Source organism: Kocuria massiliensis, from assembly GCF_900169715.1.
GTDB classification, from domain to species: Bacteria; Actinomycetota; Actinomycetes; order Actinomycetales; family Micrococcaceae; genus Rothia; species Rothia massiliensis.
In genome coordinates, this window is record NZ_LT835159.1 from 16,561 (window position 1) to 33,333 (window position 16,773).

The 16,773-nt window shown below is 60.6% G+C and carries 16 protein-coding genes and 1 pseudogene; 10 read left to right on the forward strand and 7 right to left on the reverse strand.

The genetic code is table 11. The annotated features are described in order from the left end of the window. Positions 1–41: 41 nt before the first annotated feature. A pseudogene (locus B9Y51_RS11440) lies at positions 42–221 on the forward strand (mycothiol transferase); the annotation flags it as partial. Positions 222–280: 59 nt separating this feature from the next. Next, positions 281–604: a mycothiol transferase gene (locus B9Y51_RS11370; protein ID WP_281252035.1), complete on the forward strand. Its 324-nt coding sequence runs from the start codon at positions 281–283 to the stop codon at positions 602–604. Between the two features lie 20 nt (positions 605–624). On the opposite strand, the gene B9Y51_RS00330 is transcribed toward B9Y51_RS11370, so the two are convergent. Beyond that, entirely contained in the window at positions 625–1,479 is an 855-nt protein-coding gene (locus B9Y51_RS00330) for a GH25 family lysozyme (RefSeq protein WP_085528399.1), read from the reverse strand. A 364-nt stretch (positions 1,480–1,843) separates the two neighbouring features. On the opposite strand from B9Y51_RS00330, the gene B9Y51_RS00335 reads away from it, so the two are divergent. From B9Y51_RS00335 to B9Y51_RS00345, 3 genes are all read left to right on the forward strand, one after another. Continuing rightward, positions 1,844–2,299 carry an SRPBCC family protein gene (locus tag B9Y51_RS00335; protein ID WP_085528400.1) on the forward strand — a complete coding sequence of 152 codons (456 nt, stop codon included), beginning with the start codon at positions 1,844–1,846 and terminating at the stop codon, positions 2,297–2,299. A 110-nt stretch (positions 2,300–2,409) separates the two neighbouring features. Further along, entirely contained in the window at positions 2,410–2,574 is a 165-nt protein-coding gene (locus B9Y51_RS11125) for a hypothetical protein (protein ID WP_158088212.1), read from the forward strand. A gap of 3 nt (positions 2,575–2,577) precedes the next feature. Further along, entirely contained in the window at positions 2,578–3,018 is a 441-nt protein-coding gene (locus B9Y51_RS00345; RefSeq protein ID WP_048680832.1) for an N-acetylmuramoyl-L-alanine amidase, read from the forward strand. A 153-nt stretch (positions 3,019–3,171) separates the two neighbouring features. Here the strand turns inward: B9Y51_RS00345 and B9Y51_RS00350 are convergent, their stop codons facing one another. Next, the gene (locus tag B9Y51_RS00350; RefSeq protein ID WP_158088213.1) at positions 3,172–5,196 is read right to left on the reverse strand and encodes an SGNH/GDSL hydrolase family protein; all 2,025 of its coding nucleotides are present in this window, start codon (positions 5,194–5,196) and stop codon (positions 3,172–3,174) included. Between the two features lie 458 nt (positions 5,197–5,654). On the opposite strand from B9Y51_RS00350, the gene B9Y51_RS00355 reads away from it, so the two are divergent. Continuing rightward, complete coding sequence (locus B9Y51_RS00355; RefSeq protein WP_085528403.1) at positions 5,655–6,539, forward strand: shikimate dehydrogenase; 885 nt, start codon at positions 5,655–5,657, stop codon at positions 6,537–6,539. Further along, a complete protein-coding gene (locus B9Y51_RS00360) occupies positions 6,536–8,407 on the forward strand; it encodes a sugar phosphate isomerase/epimerase and 4-hydroxyphenylpyruvate domain-containing protein (protein WP_085528404.1) in 1,872 nt (623 codons plus the stop codon). Before B9Y51_RS00355 ends, B9Y51_RS00360 begins: the two co-directional genes overlap by 4 nt. 81 nt (positions 8,408–8,488) lie before the next feature. Here the strand turns inward: B9Y51_RS00360 and B9Y51_RS00365 are convergent, their stop codons facing one another. Beyond that, the gene (locus B9Y51_RS00365; protein ID WP_085528405.1) at positions 8,489–9,898 is read right to left on the reverse strand and encodes an MFS transporter; all 1,410 of its coding nucleotides are present in this window, start codon (positions 9,896–9,898) and stop codon (positions 8,489–8,491) included. Positions 9,899–10,136: 238 nt separating this feature from the next. Here B9Y51_RS00365 and B9Y51_RS00370 point away from each other — a divergent pair, with 238 nt between their 5' ends. Then, positions 10,137–10,898, forward strand: coding sequence for a phosphatase PAP2 family protein (locus B9Y51_RS00370; protein ID WP_085528406.1), 762 nt, complete (start codon positions 10,137–10,139; stop codon positions 10,896–10,898). Between the two features lie 82 nt (positions 10,899–10,980). On the opposite strand, the gene B9Y51_RS00375 is transcribed toward B9Y51_RS00370, so the two are convergent. From B9Y51_RS00375 to B9Y51_RS00385, 3 genes are all read right to left on the reverse strand, one after another. Then, positions 10,981–12,099, reverse strand: coding sequence for an LGFP repeat-containing protein (locus tag B9Y51_RS00375; RefSeq protein ID WP_085528407.1), 1,119 nt, complete (start codon positions 12,097–12,099; stop codon positions 10,981–10,983). A 349-nt stretch (positions 12,100–12,448) separates the two neighbouring features. Further along, on the reverse strand, positions 12,449–13,237 hold the full coding sequence (locus B9Y51_RS00380) for a hypothetical protein (RefSeq protein WP_085528408.1): 789 nt from the start codon (positions 13,235–13,237) through the stop codon (positions 12,449–12,451). 213 nt (positions 13,238–13,450) lie between these two features. After that, on the reverse strand, positions 13,451–14,632 hold the full coding sequence (locus B9Y51_RS00385) for an AI-2E family transporter (protein WP_085528409.1): 1,182 nt from the start codon (positions 14,630–14,632) through the stop codon (positions 13,451–13,453). Positions 14,633–14,913: 281 nt separating this feature from the next. Between B9Y51_RS00385 and B9Y51_RS00390 the strand changes: the two genes are divergently transcribed. After that, positions 14,914–15,510 (forward strand): LURP-one-related/scramblase family protein, encoded by a 597-nt coding sequence (locus tag B9Y51_RS00390; RefSeq protein ID WP_143467932.1) that lies wholly within the window; start codon positions 14,914–14,916, stop codon positions 15,508–15,510. Between the two features lie 27 nt (positions 15,511–15,537). Continuing rightward, positions 15,538–15,729: a hypothetical protein gene (locus B9Y51_RS00395; RefSeq protein WP_048680801.1), complete on the forward strand. Its 192-nt coding sequence runs from the start codon at positions 15,538–15,540 to the stop codon at positions 15,727–15,729. 21 nt (positions 15,730–15,750) lie between these two features. Here B9Y51_RS00395 and B9Y51_RS00400 read toward each other — a convergent pair whose 3' ends face one another. Beyond that, positions 15,751–16,713, reverse strand: a complete 963-nt coding sequence (locus B9Y51_RS00400) for a beta-ketoacyl-ACP synthase III (RefSeq protein ID WP_085528556.1) — start codon at positions 16,711–16,713, stop codon at positions 15,751–15,753. Positions 16,714–16,773 lie beyond the last annotated feature (60 nt).

The following is a 16,773-nucleotide window of genomic DNA, read 5'->3' on the forward strand; positions in this document are numbered from 1 at the left end:
CTGGAATCAATCGAAAACATCACTCACGAAAGGCCGGCATCATGGCATTCCTTACTCCATCAGCCCAGGGGGAACGAGATGTCCTCAAGACCTTCATCTTCCAGCAGCTGGCGCAGGTCAGAACCACGGTCCATGGACTGACGGATCAACAGGCACGCTCAACGCCCACCTCATCCGATCTGAGCCTCGTGCGTTTACTCCTTCACTGCGGCGGTGTCGCCGCGTGGTGGACCACCGTGTCAGCACAGCTTGCAACTCAACCGTCCATCGACCAAGGTTCTTGGACCAACGGGGAGCGGCAGAGGGCGACGCACCGGACGTCACGCTCGAGGAGGCCCTCAGCGCATTCGATGAAGCCGTTGACTATTCGTCGAGGAACTTCGATGCCATCGAGGATCTTGATGCGTTCGTACCGACCCCGGAATCTCCGTGGATCCCCAGGGACGTGACGCAGTGGCAAGTTCGATGGATGCTCACCCACATTGCCACCGAAGTGGCACGACATTGCGGTCACGCCGACATCATTCGGGAAGCCATCGACGGCAAGGGCGCTTTTCAGCTCAACGACGAGGCCGATGGCATCGAAGGTCGGGAGAATGGCTAGGGCCGTCCTCTCATCATGACCTAATAGCCCAGGTATGCCTGAGCGTTGGCCCGCCCCACGGGGACGTACTGAGGGTTGCTTGCCAAGTCGGCAAGTTTCTCCGATGAGGCATTAAATCGGCTGCGGTCCGCGACGCTCGACTTACCGGCGCCGCCTTCGGTGTGCTGCCAGAAGTCGTAGTCTCCCCACGCCTGAGGGACTTGTCCTGAGGTTTTGCTACCCCATTGAGCGATCATCAACGGGCTATCAGCGAATTCGGGGGTGTCTCCGACGCACTGATTCCACCACGCCGTGGTCGTGTAGATCATCGGCAGCCGGCCGGTTTCGGCCTGGTATTCGGTGCGGAAGTCATCGATCCATCGAATCATTTGAGCTTTCGACTGGTGATAGCACTGCTCTTCGGCGGTCTTGGCACTCGGCGTGGGCTCTAGATCGAGCATGCCGGGCAACGTCTTTCCGTCGGCGGTCCAACCGCCTCCGTTCTTGACGAAGTGCTGGGCCTGCTCGGCCCCGCCACTCTGGTGAGGACGCGCAAAATGATAAGCGCCCTTGTACATTCCGGCATCACCAATCGCCTTGTACTGCTGCCTGAAGGCGGGAGAGGTCCAGTCCAAACCGTCCGTGGCCTGCGCCTGACCGAATTTTACGCCGGCCTCAGCAACACCTTGCCAGTCATAGTTGGTGCCCTGATTGACCGAGATATCTCGGCCTTGAATTCCATCGGTGGCATGAGCGGTCGACGCCGCCTGAGCGGGGGAAAACATGGCGGAGAGGCCGACTAAAGCGGTTGCGGCCGCGGCTATCGTCGCGATGCGGTTACCTCGAAACCGGGCCCCAGAGATCGGGCGTGAGCGTTGCGTTCCTGGATCGACCATTTCTATACCTCGCAGTGCGATGTCTTGTGCGTTCGTGACATACCGGGAAGACCACCGATCTTCACCGGAGGGCGCCAAAAACGCTCCAAGGGGTCGCCGGGGAAGACGTGCGGACGCCGGGTCACGACGCTAGAGGAGCATCACGCAGTATGTCCAGAAACACACCGTTGTATTTATATTTGAAGAAGCTCGCGTATTGGTCACGAGGCACCTCTTGTCCCCTGCAATTCCGGCATTTTTGGGGAATTTGAAACACCAGGGGTAATCATCAAAATTCATCTGGCGGATACGGCGCGTTTTCGAAATATTTCGACGAACTACCGAGTTACCCGCCGTCGCTTACGGAGAAACTACGCTGATAACCATGACCTACGAGATCTCACATTCCATCCATATCTCTGCGCACCCCGACACTCTGTACAACCTCCTCTCTGACGTCACTCGAACCGGCGAGTGGAGCCAACAGTGCTACCTCTGCGAATGGACGGAACCGGGCCACCATGGTGTCGGATCAACCTTCATCGGGCACAACCGAACGCCCAGCAGAGAATGGAGCACGACGTCCGAAGTCGTCGCCGCCGAGCCGGGCCAACACTTTGCGTGGGAGGTCATTCCGGCACGAGTTCGCTGGGGATACCGGCTCGAGCCCGAAGGGGACGGAACCAGAGTTACTCAGTACACGAATTTCGGAGAGACAGCCGAACAGGTCTTCTCGGAAAGATTCGGGGAGGATGCTGAAAACCAGGTATCTATTCGCCGGGAAGCAGCAGAATACGGGATTCCTCAAACTCTGAAAGAGATCAAGAACTTAGCTGAATAATATGAATTCTCGGCGCCAAGTCGAGGGTTTGTGGATAAATACACATGCGGTGTCGTCACATTCGTATGTCAATGTTGAGACGCCCCACGGCTCGTCAGTAATTTGCCCGTATGGAAATTTCGAGAAGAAATGCGCTCTCGTGGGGTGCGGTCGCTACGGCCGCCTCCGGGGCAGCCGTCATCACCGCGCCCGCAGCCTCTGCCGCAGAGGCAACTCCGCAAAACACCAGCACCAAGAAGCGGCCTTTGAGTTGCCCGATGGGTAAGGGGAAATAAACCATGGCAGTTCAGATCGCGTCACCGAATTACACCCCCGGTCGAGAGGGCACCGCCATCGATCGCATCGTCATCCACTACATCGTCGGGACCTTGGCCGCCGCTGACACCACGTTCACGGATCCGAACTCGGGTGTGAGCGCCCACTATGGGATCGGCGAAGGCGAGGTCCATCAGTTCGTCGCCGAGACTGATACCGCCTGGCACGCCGGAGATTGGAATTTCAATCTGCGGAGCATCGGCATCGAGCATTCAGCCGATCCCAACCGTGCCCCCACCCAAGACACTTACAACCAGTCCATCAACCTGTGTGCAACGATCTGTCGCACGTATGGTTTGGACCCGCAGTCTCAGATTGTCCCCCACAACTTTGTGGTCTCCACCGATTGCCCAGGCACGGTGGACATTCAGGCGATTCGGGACGGGGTAGCCGCCATCCTTTAACCGCGCGGCGGCTCTTTCACGCCGCAACTTTCATGGAGACCGGCCCTCGAGCTCAGTTTCTAACGGATGCTCGGGGGCCGGTCTTTGCCATGGGGCCACGAGGAACGGACAATTCCCCTCACACGCTGGGATTGCGGTGGCCTCGAGACGGGCCTACCTCGTCGCCGCGGCGAATGCGTCACGCATGTGTGGCGCAAGCGCGGCGTCTCCCGCCGGGGTCATGTGGATCCCATCAGAGAGCAGATTCTCCACGTGGAAATCCGTGATCCAGTATCGGGTGTCGACTGTGCGCACGCCTTCCTCTCGGGCGGCTTGAAGTTCAAGGGCTGCGAGTGCATTACGGTCGTTATGGTCCGGCGTGCGTTTGGTGATCGGGCAGGCCATCACAATCTTCGAATTGGGGTATGCCTGCTTGATTTTCTTGAGCGTCGTGTGGATATCCGCGATGACGGCCGGATTGTTGTAAACCCACTGGTCGTTTCCAGAGCCACCGATATATACGACCGACGGGTCGCCCGCGGGCAGCTGCCAGAAGTTGTCCACAACGCCGGCCCGGTACGTGCCGTATCCAACACCGCTGAAGTCTCCCGTGAAGCCAATACCGCCCATCGCATACACCGCGTTGGTCCGATACCCGGCCTGCCTTATCCCGGCGACCACCCAAGAGTTGTATCCGCCCTTGGCGGTCTGGGAGTCGCCGATAATGAACGAATCCCCGGAGCTCAGCGCGGTGTCCGTCCGCATCACGAGGTCACCCCGCTCGGGGAAGTAAGCCAGGGCATTCTTCTCGAAGGTCGTGTAGACCTTTCCGTTAGTGAGCTTCGCGGAACGAGGTAGCCCTTCCGGCCCAGCGTTGGATCGCCACAGCTCGAAAACGTGGTTATCCATGGCCACGGGACCGTATTGCGCCGTCGTGACTACGACGCCGCCCGGGTACCGGCGGTATTGCGCGCTCGTGCTACCGCTAAACACCTGTGACAACGCCGAACCGGACGAACCAAACCCATCATCGGACGCCAGCTGGTCCATCGCCTTATCGAGGTCGGCGTCGTCGTTCGCCCCGCGAGGGGTCCACGTGACCGTTCCGTTCGGGGCTTGCGAAGCCCTACCGCCCTGGAAGTTTTGGTTCCACGTGCCGTTGACCTGCCACGAGGGGCTGGTGGGGTACCCCCATGAACCGCGCTCGTAGCCATTACGCGCCCATTCGTCGAAAATCGGCCCCCATTGAATCGGTTGAGTTCCGGTAGCCGGGGACCAATAGATCTTGCCGCCGTCGAAGTCTTCGTACACGCCTCCCGAAGGCAGGCCCGAGATTTCCGATGACGTCGGGTATCCGAGACCACTGCTTTCGGCTCCGAGTTGCCGCCACAGGCTATAGATCGCCCCGTCGGACTTCATCAGCACCACTCGACCCTGACGGGGATGCCAGATCGTTGTTCGACGGGCGCCGTCGGCACCGAGGAAGGTCTGCTGGGCACCACCAGCCGTGAGCGGCGACTCTTCGACAGTGGCTCCGCCGAGGACCCCGGTCACACCGCCCTGACGGTCGTAGTAGGCGTTGAAGCCGTTCTTGACCACATGGGTTCCAGCAGCCGATGACCACGTGACCTGGCCGCGCGAAAATTTCTGGGAGCAGATGGGGCCATTGCAGGCCTCGACCGACAACGGATACCCGAGTTGGCTCAGATGCGACTCCCAATAGGAGCCGATGGCTCCGGTGGTCTTCACGGGAACCGCCCCGGCCTCGTTCGACCAGGTGATCCAGTGCCACGCGCGAGTATTCGGGTTATAGGTCTTCAGATACCAACCGTTGGTGCCTTGGTTGTAGGAAGTCACCGGCGTCATGGGCATTCCGAACTCGGAAGCGACCGCGCCACGCCCCTTGTAATATTCGTGCACACCGCCGTTGCGGACCCACATGGCCGGTGTTTTCGGGGACCAGTAAATCCGCCCGTTGGCGAATTCCTGATACACGGCCCCGTTGGGTCCACCGATCTCGCCGCTGACCGGTTGCCCGAGAGTGGACCGGGCGGCGGAGTTTCCGTAATAGAGGCCGCCGATGGCGCCTTTGACCGACGGCGTAGCTGCTTGGGCGGACCCCGCGACGGGCCCAGCTAACAATGAAATAAAGGCAAGGAGGGCCACGAGGGCAGGCGAAATGAACCTTTTAGGGGACACGAGTGATTCCTCAGGGGAGGTCATCGAAACGATGAAAATAAATAAGCCTGAATAAACATAAGCCCATTCCCCCGCCCCGGCAACAAGAAATTATCCTCCGCCAAGTGATTTCGTGATTCCTCAATTTTTCACGATCTCAACCCCATGGATCAGCGTCGTTCCAGCGATCGCGCATCACGACGCGAAGATTCCGGTTCGGCAAACTTCATGCACGGCCCGCGACCTAGCGCCGCTTAGAATTTTCCGAATAGAAATCAGACTGCGACATTTATATACATACTTATGCAATGATTTTTCAGATCGTGGGGTGTGCTCCTTCGCCTCGAGCACCCGGGCTGCCCATCGCTGCTCAGCCATCGACATCCGCAAAAAGTGCGCGATCCGAACATCGGTGCGCTCTGCGTCGGGAGGGTTGAGTACCGTGAGAGGCAAGTAACCTACCCGAGAAGTGGAGTTTCATGAGCCTCGTCGGCGAGTCATATGTGGTTGGTCTGATCGGTAGCGGGATCACCGCAACCCTCAGTGCCCCGATGCACGAGAAAGCCGCTGACACGCTCGGGTTGCGATACATCTACAGGCCCATCGATCTCGACACCATCCCCGACGGCGTCGAGCGGGCACCCGAATTATTGAAAACCGCCGTTGACGTGGGCTTCAGCGCATTCAACATCACGTTCCCCTGCAAACAGACGATTATCGAGTACCTCGACGAGGTCGCCCCGGATGCCGCGCGCCTTGGCGCCGTCAACACCGTGGTGGTCGATGACGGTCGGTTGATCGGCCACAACACCGACTTCTCCGGGTTCGCGAGCGCCTTAGATGCCGGCCTTCCCGGAGCCGACCTCACATCGGTAGTGCAGTTGGGAACCGGCGGTGCAGGGTCGGCAACCGCCTACGCCGTCCTGTCCCGCGGGGCAGTCAAATTGTCCCTCTTCGACGTCAATCCACAACGTGCGGCCGAGCGCGCCACCGAATTGAGCGGCCAGTTCCCGGAAGCAAGCGTCGTCGCGCTGACCGCCGATGACCTGCCGCAAGCCCTCGCAGAGGCATCCGGCCTGATCAACGCGACGCCGATCGGTATGCACCACCATCCCGGAGCCCCGCTGGACTTGGATCTGCTCCATCCGGAGCTCTGGGTCGCGGACGTCATCTACCTCCCACAGGAAACGGCCCTCATTAAACGAGGCCGTCAGCTTGGCTGTCGCGTGCTCCCGGGCGGCTACATGGCCGTAGGGCAGGCGGTCGATGCCTTCGAGCTGATCACCGGTTCGCGTCCTGACTACGCGGAACTGCGCACCTACTTTGAACGCCTGGTCGCCGACCAACAAGGAGAAACACCGTGAAGACGTCCATAGCCACCGTGTGCCTATCCGGGACCCTCCGGCAGAAGCTGCGGGCCGCATCCGCGGCCGGATTCGACGGCGTCGAGATCTTTGAGCAAGACCTCGTGGTTGCACCGGAATCCCCCGAACAGATCCGCGACTACGCCAACAGGCTGGGTCTGAGCCTAGACCTCTACCAGCCCTTCCGCGACGCCGAAGGGACTGCCGAACCGGTATTTGAGGACACCCTTCGCCGCATCGAGGAGAAATTCCGGCTCATGAACCGCCTGGGCATGGATCTCATGCTCATTCCCTCCAACGCGGGAACCGCCACCGTGGACGACGACGCCGTCGTCGCCGAGCAGCTCGGGCGCTTGGCGGATCTGGCCGCTGGCTATGGCATTCGCCTGGCCTACGAGGCTCTCGCGTGGGGCAGGTTCATCAACGACTTCGAGCACTCGTGGCGCCTGGTCGAAGCGGCCGACCGCGACAACTTGGGCATCTGCCTGGATACCTTTCACATTCTCTCCCGGGCATGGCCCACCGACTCGATCCCGGACATCCCGGGAGACAAGGTCTTTTTCCTCCAACTCGCGGACGCCCCGCTCATGTCCCTGGATGTGCTCTCTTGGTCGCGCCATTTCCGCGTTTTCCCTGGTGAGGGCGGGTTCGCACTCGTCGACTTTATGGTCAAGCTACTCGCCGGTGGCTATTCGGGACCGCTCTCCCTCGAGATCTTCAACGACTCGTTCCGTCAGACCCGCGTGCATCGCACGGCCGTGGACGCGTTGCGTTCCTTGGTGTGGCTCCAAGATCAGACGGCACGCGCGCTGGAGGCTTCGACCGGAACGAACGCCGTGACGACCCGGGCTGCGGCCCGCGTCGGGGAACTGACCCGGCTGCCCGGTGCCGCCATCCCCCAGGGCCTGACTTGGGCCGAGGTACGTGGCCAAGAAACCGAACAGATCGAAATCCTCCTGATGCACCTAGGCTTCGAACATCGGGGGCGTCACACCAGTAAGCCGGTACAGCTCTGGGAACAGGGCGGGGCACGCGTGGTCATTAACGAAGAACCGGGAGCCTCCGACGAACCCACGATGGCCTCGCTAGGATTCGAGGTTCAGCACCCGACCGCGGCCGCGGCGCACGCAACCGCCCTCAAAGTTCCGGAGGTTCCACGCGTCACGCGCGAGGGTGAACAGCACTTCCCGGCGTATCTGGCCCCGGACGGAACCGAAGTCTTCTTCTGCCCACCTGCTTCGGACGGTGGCGACCGCTGGATCGAGGAGTTCTCCTGGCCAGACCATCGTGATGCCGCAACCACGGCCGGTCCCGCTATCGGCGAACCGCTGATCACCGGGATCGACCACGTGAACCTGGCACAGCCCAAGCATCACTACCCCGAATCCGTGCTGTTCTACCGCGCGGCCCTCGGCCTGAGCGTCCAGCCGTCCCAGGACGTCCCGGGGCCCAATGGGCTAGTCAGCTCGCAAGTGGTCCGCAACGACGCCGGCTCGGTACGGCTTCCCCTGAATGTGGCACCGGATCTGCGGAAGGATCCCGACGTCGAACACGTCGCCTTCTCCTGCCGCGACGTCGTCGGCCTCGCCCGGAGGGCCCAGGCCTCGGGGCTGCGTTTTCTCCGCATCCCCCACAATTACTACGAGGATCTGCGAGCGCGATTCGGTCTTCCTGAGGAAAAGATTCGCGAGCTCGAGGAGCTGGATCTGCTCTACGACCGTGACGAGCGCGGAGAATTCCTGCACTTCTACACGCAGACGGTCGGGAGCCTGTTCTTCGAGGTAGTGCAGCGGATCAACGGTTACACCGGGTACGGCGCACCGAACGCCCCCGTCCGCATGTCCGCCCAGTACACCCACTCGCTCTAGGCGTTCACGGGCCCGGGCATAAAAAGGCCGGTTCGGCGAATGAATGATTCGTCGAACCGGCCTTGTTCGTGCCGATCCCGTTCAGTCGCGGGGAGCTTCCTGAACCGTGACCTTGACCTTCTGATCAAGCCGCACCACTTCGAGGGCTTCGGTGCGAGACATGTGCAGACTGTCGATGTCGGTCAACGGGCGACGCGCGGTTTCCTTGGCCGTCATCGCGACGGCGGCCACGCACAGACCCACCACGAAGACGAAGATCGCCGGCAAGACCCAGTTATCCATGTTCTGGCCATTCAGGGCCGCAGCAATGACGGGGACGAAACCTCCCGACAGAGCGAAGCCCACTTGGGTTCCCAAGGCCAGACCGGTCGATCGGACGTTGGTCGGGAACATCTCGGCGTAGAAAGACGGCCAGGTGGCGTTCGAGAAGGAGTAGAAGCCACCGTGCATCAGGGCACCGAAGACGAAGATCAGCGGGATGTTCCCGTGAGAGACGGCCGATAGGAACGGGAACATCGTCGCCCCGGAGAGCAACGCCCCGGCCACGAACACGGGCTTTCGCCCCACCCCGTCGGAGACCATGGCCGAGAGCGGGATGACCGCGAGCCCCACCGCGTTGGACACCACGGGAACCCACAGCATCGTCGAGCGCGGGATCCCGACGCCGTTGGTCGCGTAAGAGATCGCCCAGACCGTAAATGCGACGTTGAGGGTATTCACCAGGGCACAGATCGCCACGCGAAGAATCGCGGACTTATGGTACCGAAACGCGATGGATAGGGGCGCCGCGTTGTCCAGAACAGATTCCTCTTTGTCCATCTTCTCGAAGGCCGGGGGTTCTTCGAGCTTGCGCCGGATCAGATACGCCGCAAGGACCACGAACGCCGACAGCCAGAACGGCACGCGCCATCCCCACGCGAAGAGCTGCTCCTCGGACAGAAAAGAGGTGAAAGGGATAAACACCGCGGTGGCCAGCAGAGATCCCGCCTGGGTGCCTTGAAGTGACCAGCTGGTGATGAGCCCTCGCTGGTCATCGCGGGCATGCTCGAGGGACATCGAGATGGCTGAGGCTTGCTCGCCGGCCGCCGACAGACCCTGAACGACCCGGCACAGGATCAGCAGGATCGGCGCGAGCATTCCGACGGACCCGTAGGTTGGCAGGCACCCAATGCCGAAGGTCGCCCCGCCGATGAGGAACAAGGTCATCATGAGCACGAACTTGCGTCCGAGCTTGTCCGAGAGCGGCCCCATGATCAGCGCGCCGAACGGTCGCACCACGTAGGCGACGCCGGCGACGCCCATCGATTGGAGGACGGCAGCGGCGGCGTTCCCTTCGGGGAAGAAGATGTGGTTGAGCACGACCGCGGCGGCGGTCGCGTAGACCGCGAAATCGTAATATTCGAGCGCGGAACCGATCCACCCAGCGAACGCGGCGCGCCCAGGGGATTTGCCCGGCTGGACAGCGGTGTCGGCAGCGGAAGACGTAGACATGAACCTGACCTTTAGACCGGTGGTGATAGAACTCGCATCAGCCTAAACGTGGCGGAGAACACAAGTCGAACACGCGTTCGCAATGCGAACCACCAACACTTCCACACCCGCTCCATGGCGCCCAAAGAAGGTCAGACTCAAGCCGTCGTGAACGGGTCCAGTGCTCACTCCCTGGTTTACTGGCTACCTTCACGAATAATCACAGCTGATTGATAGCAACCCGTGGTCCAATCAATCCATGCACACAATCACCTTGTCTCCGGCTAAGCGTGCGCTGGTCGGAGCCGTCATGGTTATCCTCGCCGCGACCATCGGTACCATCGTCCACACGACGGACGTTACCGCGGGGGACACCAAGATCCTGGACGAGTTCATCGAGAACCGCACGCCGGCCTTCACAGCATGGATGACCATGGTCACCAACGTCTTCAGCCCGGTCGGCACGATCGCGATCTCGGTTGTCGTTGCGCTGGTGCTGTGGTGGCGCACGGGAATGTGGAAGTCGGCGGCCTACATTTTCTGCTCGGTGGCGGCCTCGGCTCTCGTTACCTACGTGCTTAAACTGCTATTCCAACGATCCCGGCCACCGCTCATCGACCACCTGGTCAACGAGGTGGACTTCAGCTTCCCCTCCGGACACGCAACGGGGACCGCTGCCCTGGCCTTCGCGGCGGCATGGGTGATCACCCACGAGCTACAGCAACGGGCAAGGTCCAAGTCGCTGACCTGGGGTATCGCAGCCTTCGTGGTCGCTGTGGTCTGTGGATCGCGGCTCTACCTCGGCGTGCACTGGTTCACCGACACCCTGGCCGGAACCATGATCGGCATCGGAATGGCCCTCGCCCTCACCTCCGTGGTGGAGGCGAAATGGAGCAGGAGGAGCTCTACTTGGCATCGGCTCACCGCCCACCGGCCCAAAGGCCCCGAGACACACGATCGCAGCGCGCCGAGCCCTCAATTCCGGGCGGCCAAGGCCCCATCGGGGAACGTCGCGCACTAGAAGGCGCGACGCTCCGCCCACATGGCCTCCCCGATTCCCCTCCACCTCACGTGGAGCATCGGGATGCCCTTCGCACTACCGCCTATTTTCGCGCCCACGCGGTGAAGGTCACCGTGTTATCGGAATTCTGCACGGCCTGGCCGCCCTGAAAATTCTGGATCCACTTGCCGTTCGACTGCCAGGATCCCGACGTCGGGTATCCCCAGCTACCGTTCTCCCATCCCTCGTCGGCCCACTTGCTGTAGATTCCGCCCCACTGAATCTTTTGGGCGCCAGTCGCGGGGGACCAGTAGATCTTGCCGCCGTCGAAATCTTGGTACACGCCATTCTGAGCCGTCAGGGAAATTTCATCCGAGGCCGGGAAGCCTAGGCCTCCGCGCTCACGACCGAATTCGCGCCACACCCCGTTGATCCCGCCGTTGGTCAGCACCGCACTTGCCTTCGCCCTCTTGGGGTTCCAGATGAGGGACTGGGACAAGCCATCCACGGACACGAATTTTTGCTCCGCACCGCCGCTGGACATCGGCGTCTCGTTCCCGAGCGCTGCCCCGAGAGGGCCACGGGCCGCACCCGAGTTCACGTAGTAGACGTTAAACCCGCCGCGCACCTCGCTGGTTGGCGTCTTAACCGACCAGGTCACGGTTCCACGAGAGAAGGTCTGGGAGCATGCTTGACCGTTGTCGGTGCAAGTCTCGGGGGAGACTGGGGAGCCGAGGCGTGCGATATTGCGCTCCCAGTAGCCACCAATGCCTCCGGTGGTCAGCACCGGGACGACGCCCGTATTCGGGGACCACGTCAGCCAATACCATTGACCGGTATTTTTGTTGTAGGTCTTCACGCGCTGGCCGGCCTGATAAGGCTCTTCCGGGGACATGGGACGGCCATACTTGGAGCCCGGACCGCCGTTCTGCTTATAGAACGAGAGAATTGCCCCGTTCTTGACCGCGATGACCGGTGCGTCGGCGACCCAGTACATGGTTCCGCCGTCAAAGTCCTGGGACGCGACGCCGTTGGACCACCTGATTTCGTTTCCGGCCACGGCTCCCATCTCGGCCTTGACCTCGGGGTCTTGGTAAGCGCTGGCGATGGCTCCGTGCACGGGGTAAGCCTCTGCCGCCTGGGCCGGCGCGGTCAGCGTCCCGAGAGACAGGGCGGAGACGGCCAAAGCCGTCGTTAGGGCGGTGTTGATGCGATGACGCATGGGGGTCCTCTGTGATTCTTGAGTGCGAGTTTTCGAGATCAGGAATGATCACAGAATAATCTATGCCACGACATATCGTTTTCGCGTTCATGACACCAAGTTTTTGATTTCCCCAAAACACCAAAATCTGTGGAAAACCCTTGAAACTAAAGGGGTTTTTGTTTCTTTCCCGAATCTCTCGCCACATTCCGCCGAGGATCGAGCAACACCAAGGGGTGGGTCGCCCATGGAGCCTGTCAGCCTCATGATCTGAGGCCGAATCCGCGCAAGGATCTACGTCGCGAACAAGCGGTCGAGACCTCCACCCACACCCCGAAAGCGCCGTAGAGGCCTCGACCGCGTGGGGTCATTAACTGGAAACCGATCCGTAGACTTTCTGACCATTGCTCAGGGTTGCGGTTATTTCCGCCCGGGCCAAGGGTGCCGAGCCCTGATACCTATACGTTCGGGGCAAGTCCCGATAGGTCACGTTGAAGTGCCCCGACCATCCCGTAGAGAAATTCTTACACCCGCCTTGTCCTGGCGAATACACGGGGAGCCTATTGCGCCATGCGTTCCAGGTGTACCTCATTTTCCACGCCCTGGTGACGTTTCCGTCACTGAACCTGACGGGCACCCCGTCGCGGGGATTCGACAGGACGACGTACGGATCAAATCCACTCGCTCGGGTGGGATACATGGCGGTGACGTCAAACTCATAACTGTTATTCGTGGTGTTATTCTGACGTGCTTCCCAAGAATTTCCCGGTCTGGTTCCGGCGTGCTCTCCGCTGAACGTTGCCAACCGATGGTCTGGCTCCAACGCTCCCGGACCTGGGGAGTATTCAGATGCGCGACGCTGGATGTAATTGTCGATAACGACCATTTCGACGGTGACATCGTGCGGCAGATTCACGATGGTCACGTTTCCGCCGCTGGTACGCAAAACCTGCGTGGTTGTTCCATAGTTGCCGACGTCGCCCCAGTGATACCGAATGTCGCCGTCGTAAATGACGATTGGATTGCAGTGTGAGCTCGCAGCCTGCGCAGGAACCGATGCAGCCGCGGTCATCAAGGGCAAGGACCATGCGGCGCCGAGAGCAACGGTACGTCGACTAATCCCCGAGGACTCGGGAGATGGATTATTCAGTGTTGTCATGTTTCGTTCAAAAGGTGCTTCAAATAGGCGACAGAATGAACCCCGGTACGCATCGGGCATGGATAGCACCGACATCTACCGTGGGCGGATCCCCCTACTGAGGATCCGCGAAACACATGGTACTCAAAATTCTAATTATTTCCGGTTGATGCACCGCACACTATTCACACGGCGATTACAGATGCCGCCCGAGCAATGCGACGTCGTGCTCGGTTATTCGGCCTCCAGCTCCTCAGGCGCTCCCGCATCTGAGGATGGTTCGGCGTTGGACTCTTGCGGAACCATTCCACGGGTGCTTCGGAATGCCTTGAAACTGGCCCAGATCACCGCACTCAACGGGACCGATAGCAGAGCACCTGCAACGCCACCCTGGTGAGCACCAATAGCCAAGGCGCTGATGATCACAATTCCGTGCAGACTCAACGCAGAACCCATGACCTTGGGTTGTAGAACGTGATGCTCCACCTGGTTGACCACGACCACCACGCACACCAACACGATCGCAGCGGCCGGACCCGCCGCCACCAAGGCCACCAGAGCTGCCGCAATTCCCGTGACCAACGCACCGACGATGGGGATGAATGCACTCAGGAAAATCATCGCAGCCAGGGGGAATGCCAGGGGCACTTTCATGATGAGCATGGCGATGAGGTCGACGATAGCCGCGAATCCGGCAATGATGACCGTTCCTCGGATGTACCGGCCAAGCACATGCACGCTGGCGTGACCTGCGGCGTCGACCCGGTGCGTCAGACGAGCCGGAACAAAACTCAGAATAAACTGCCACATTCGGGGGCCGTCCAAGAGGAAGAAGAACAGCATCACGACCATGAGCAACGCCCCGGTGATCAGCTCGGTGACCACGGTGAAGCCTTCGACGGCGCTGGTGCTGGCGTCGTGCGTCTGGAGGTACCCGGTCGCCTTGTGGAGATATTCCTGAATGTGCGTGTTATCCAGGGGAATACCCCAACCCTCAAGAATCGTGAACAGCTTGTCCACGCCTTGTTGTGCCTGCACGGCCAGGTCGGACCATTCGTAAATGACCGTCATAACCACCGAAGAAATCACGGCCGCAAGAGCCAAGATGATCGCCAGCAATGCGGTAATAGCGGCCCAAACACGGTTGAATCGCGCCCGGCGGAGAATCCGAATGATCGGGTGCATGGCGCTGGCGATAATGAGCGCGAGCAGCAGAGGGAGGGTCACCAATTTCAGGGTGACCACCAGCCAAATCCCCAGGGCCACCGTGCCTGCCACGATCAAGATCTGGAGTCCGCGAATCGCGGCGCGACCAAAAGAATCTTTCCACAACTGCTTAGGCGCAGGAGGCTCGATGCCGTAGTCGGCAGTGGATCCGCCCTGTGGCCTTTCGACCTCGCGAGATGCTTGTGCCATGGGTGTTCCTCTGTTCGTCCGGTTATGGTTCACGCGTCTCGGCACGATGGGCTCGGCGTACCCGCGGGTTCAATACTACGAGAGCCGGCTGTTTCTGGGGAGGAGTGACGATGGCCGACGCAACGTCTGCTCACAACCTGACGTGCGACGTCGCGACATTCTTCCTGCACGGAAAGGGGCAACCGCACCGGAAGGACCACGCAGCCCAGATACTTTGAGGCCCTCAGTAGATTCATGGATCATACCCCCATGAACAGAAGAAATAACCCATAATCTAAGGCATGGAACCACAACACATGCCACAGCCTGGTGGACCCCCGCGGTCACCACTCCTCGAACGAAACACCCTGGTGATGCAACAGGTCACCGGATTCATGTCCAACGACTTCGACATTTTGGACGAGTCCGGAGCCTCCCTGGCCACCGTGAGCACAACCAACGACGCCGGGCCTCGCTGGCTCGTCGGAAGCCGATCCTTTACGGTCGTCGATGCCGCGGGTCAGTTCCTCATGGGCATCACCGATCCCATGGACTTCATGCGGGATTCATATCAGCTCGCTGATCCCAACGGCCAGCAATTTGCCCTCATCAGAAAGCGATTCACGGTCATGGCGCTGAGGGCGACGGTCGAAATCTCCGGCGCCTCGACCATCACACTTTCCGGCAAGCCATTCTCGATGGAGTTTGCCGCCGACGTCGACAGCGTCGAAATCGCCCGCGCAACCCGCAAATGGGCAGGGTTCGGTCGAGGACTCCTGGGCCATAGTCGTTACGCCCTGGAAATCCGCCCAGACGTTCGCCCCCTCGACCGGCTCGGCCTGATCGGAGGAATGGTCGCGCTCGACCTCATGCGCAATAAGCAGTCCCGCAACAACTGATTAACCCTGAAGGAAGCGCGATCCACCATGGCAAATACCGTTCGCATTATCGGAATCCTTCTCCTGGTGATTCCCGTCATCCTGCTCTTGGTAGGGCATTGGGTGCCAGGGTTGGCAGTTCTTCCGGTCGGCGCCGCAATGACCCTATGGGGCGGCGACCACTTTTCCACCATGTCGAGCCGTCGCAAGCCACCCAGCGAGACTGATCTCTACGAATAGATCTGCCGGAGAGCGTGTCGGTTACTCGGGGAGCTGAACGACCTGGCCCGCGTAGGTAAATCCACCGCCAAAGCCCAGCAGTAGCGCCATGCCTCCACGCGGCAAATCACCGCGGTGCCAGTACTTGGAGAGCCCCAAGGGCACACTGGCCGCGGAGGTATTCCCCGACTCGACGACGTCCTGAATCAATACCTGCTCGTCCGTAACTTTCAGCGCCTTGGCAAGCGGTTCGATCAATCGCAGGTTGGCTTGATGGAAGGCGAAGACGTCGATTTCGTCGATCGTCATGCCGGCGGCGTCGACGACCTTCCGCGCCTGCTTCGCGGCGTCGGTGAAGGCCCAACGCATGACCTGGCGTCCGTCTTGGGTGAACGTTGAGGGGTCGCCGGCGATGATGACGGCATCGGCCATGGAAGGCACCGAGCCCCACAGAGTTTGACTGACCTTGGGTTCCTCGGACTTCTGGAGGACGACGGCGCCGGCACCATCAGCGGTCAAGATGCACGTGCGACGATCTGTCCAATCCGTCACCTTGCTTAACGTCTCTGAGCCGATCACGACGGCGCTCTCTGCCGAACCGGCGCGAATAGCCTGGTCGGCGATGCCCACGGCATATTCAAAACCGGAGCAGGCAGTGTTGATATCCATGATGGCCGGCGACGAGAACCCGAGACGCTGGCTCACGCGTCCCGCCGTATTGGGGCTGCGTTCGGTGGACGTGGTGCTCGCGACGACGACCATATCTACGTCGTCAATGCCGGCGTCTTCCAAGGCCATGCGAGCCGCAGCGACGGCCATGTCCGCAACGGTTTCGTCCTCAGCGGCAATATGGCGTTCGACGATCCCGGTTCGGGTCTGGATCCATTCGTCGTTGGTGTCGACCATCTTGGCGATGTCGAAGTTCGTCAGGACCTTTTCAGGCTGGTAGTGACCCAGGCCTGTGATCCGTGAACCGTGCTGCGTGGAAGGCTGTTGGATGGGCATGCCCACGAGTTTACTGTGTTCGACCCCGAGCTGAGAATGCTCGGGGTCGAACACCTCTGA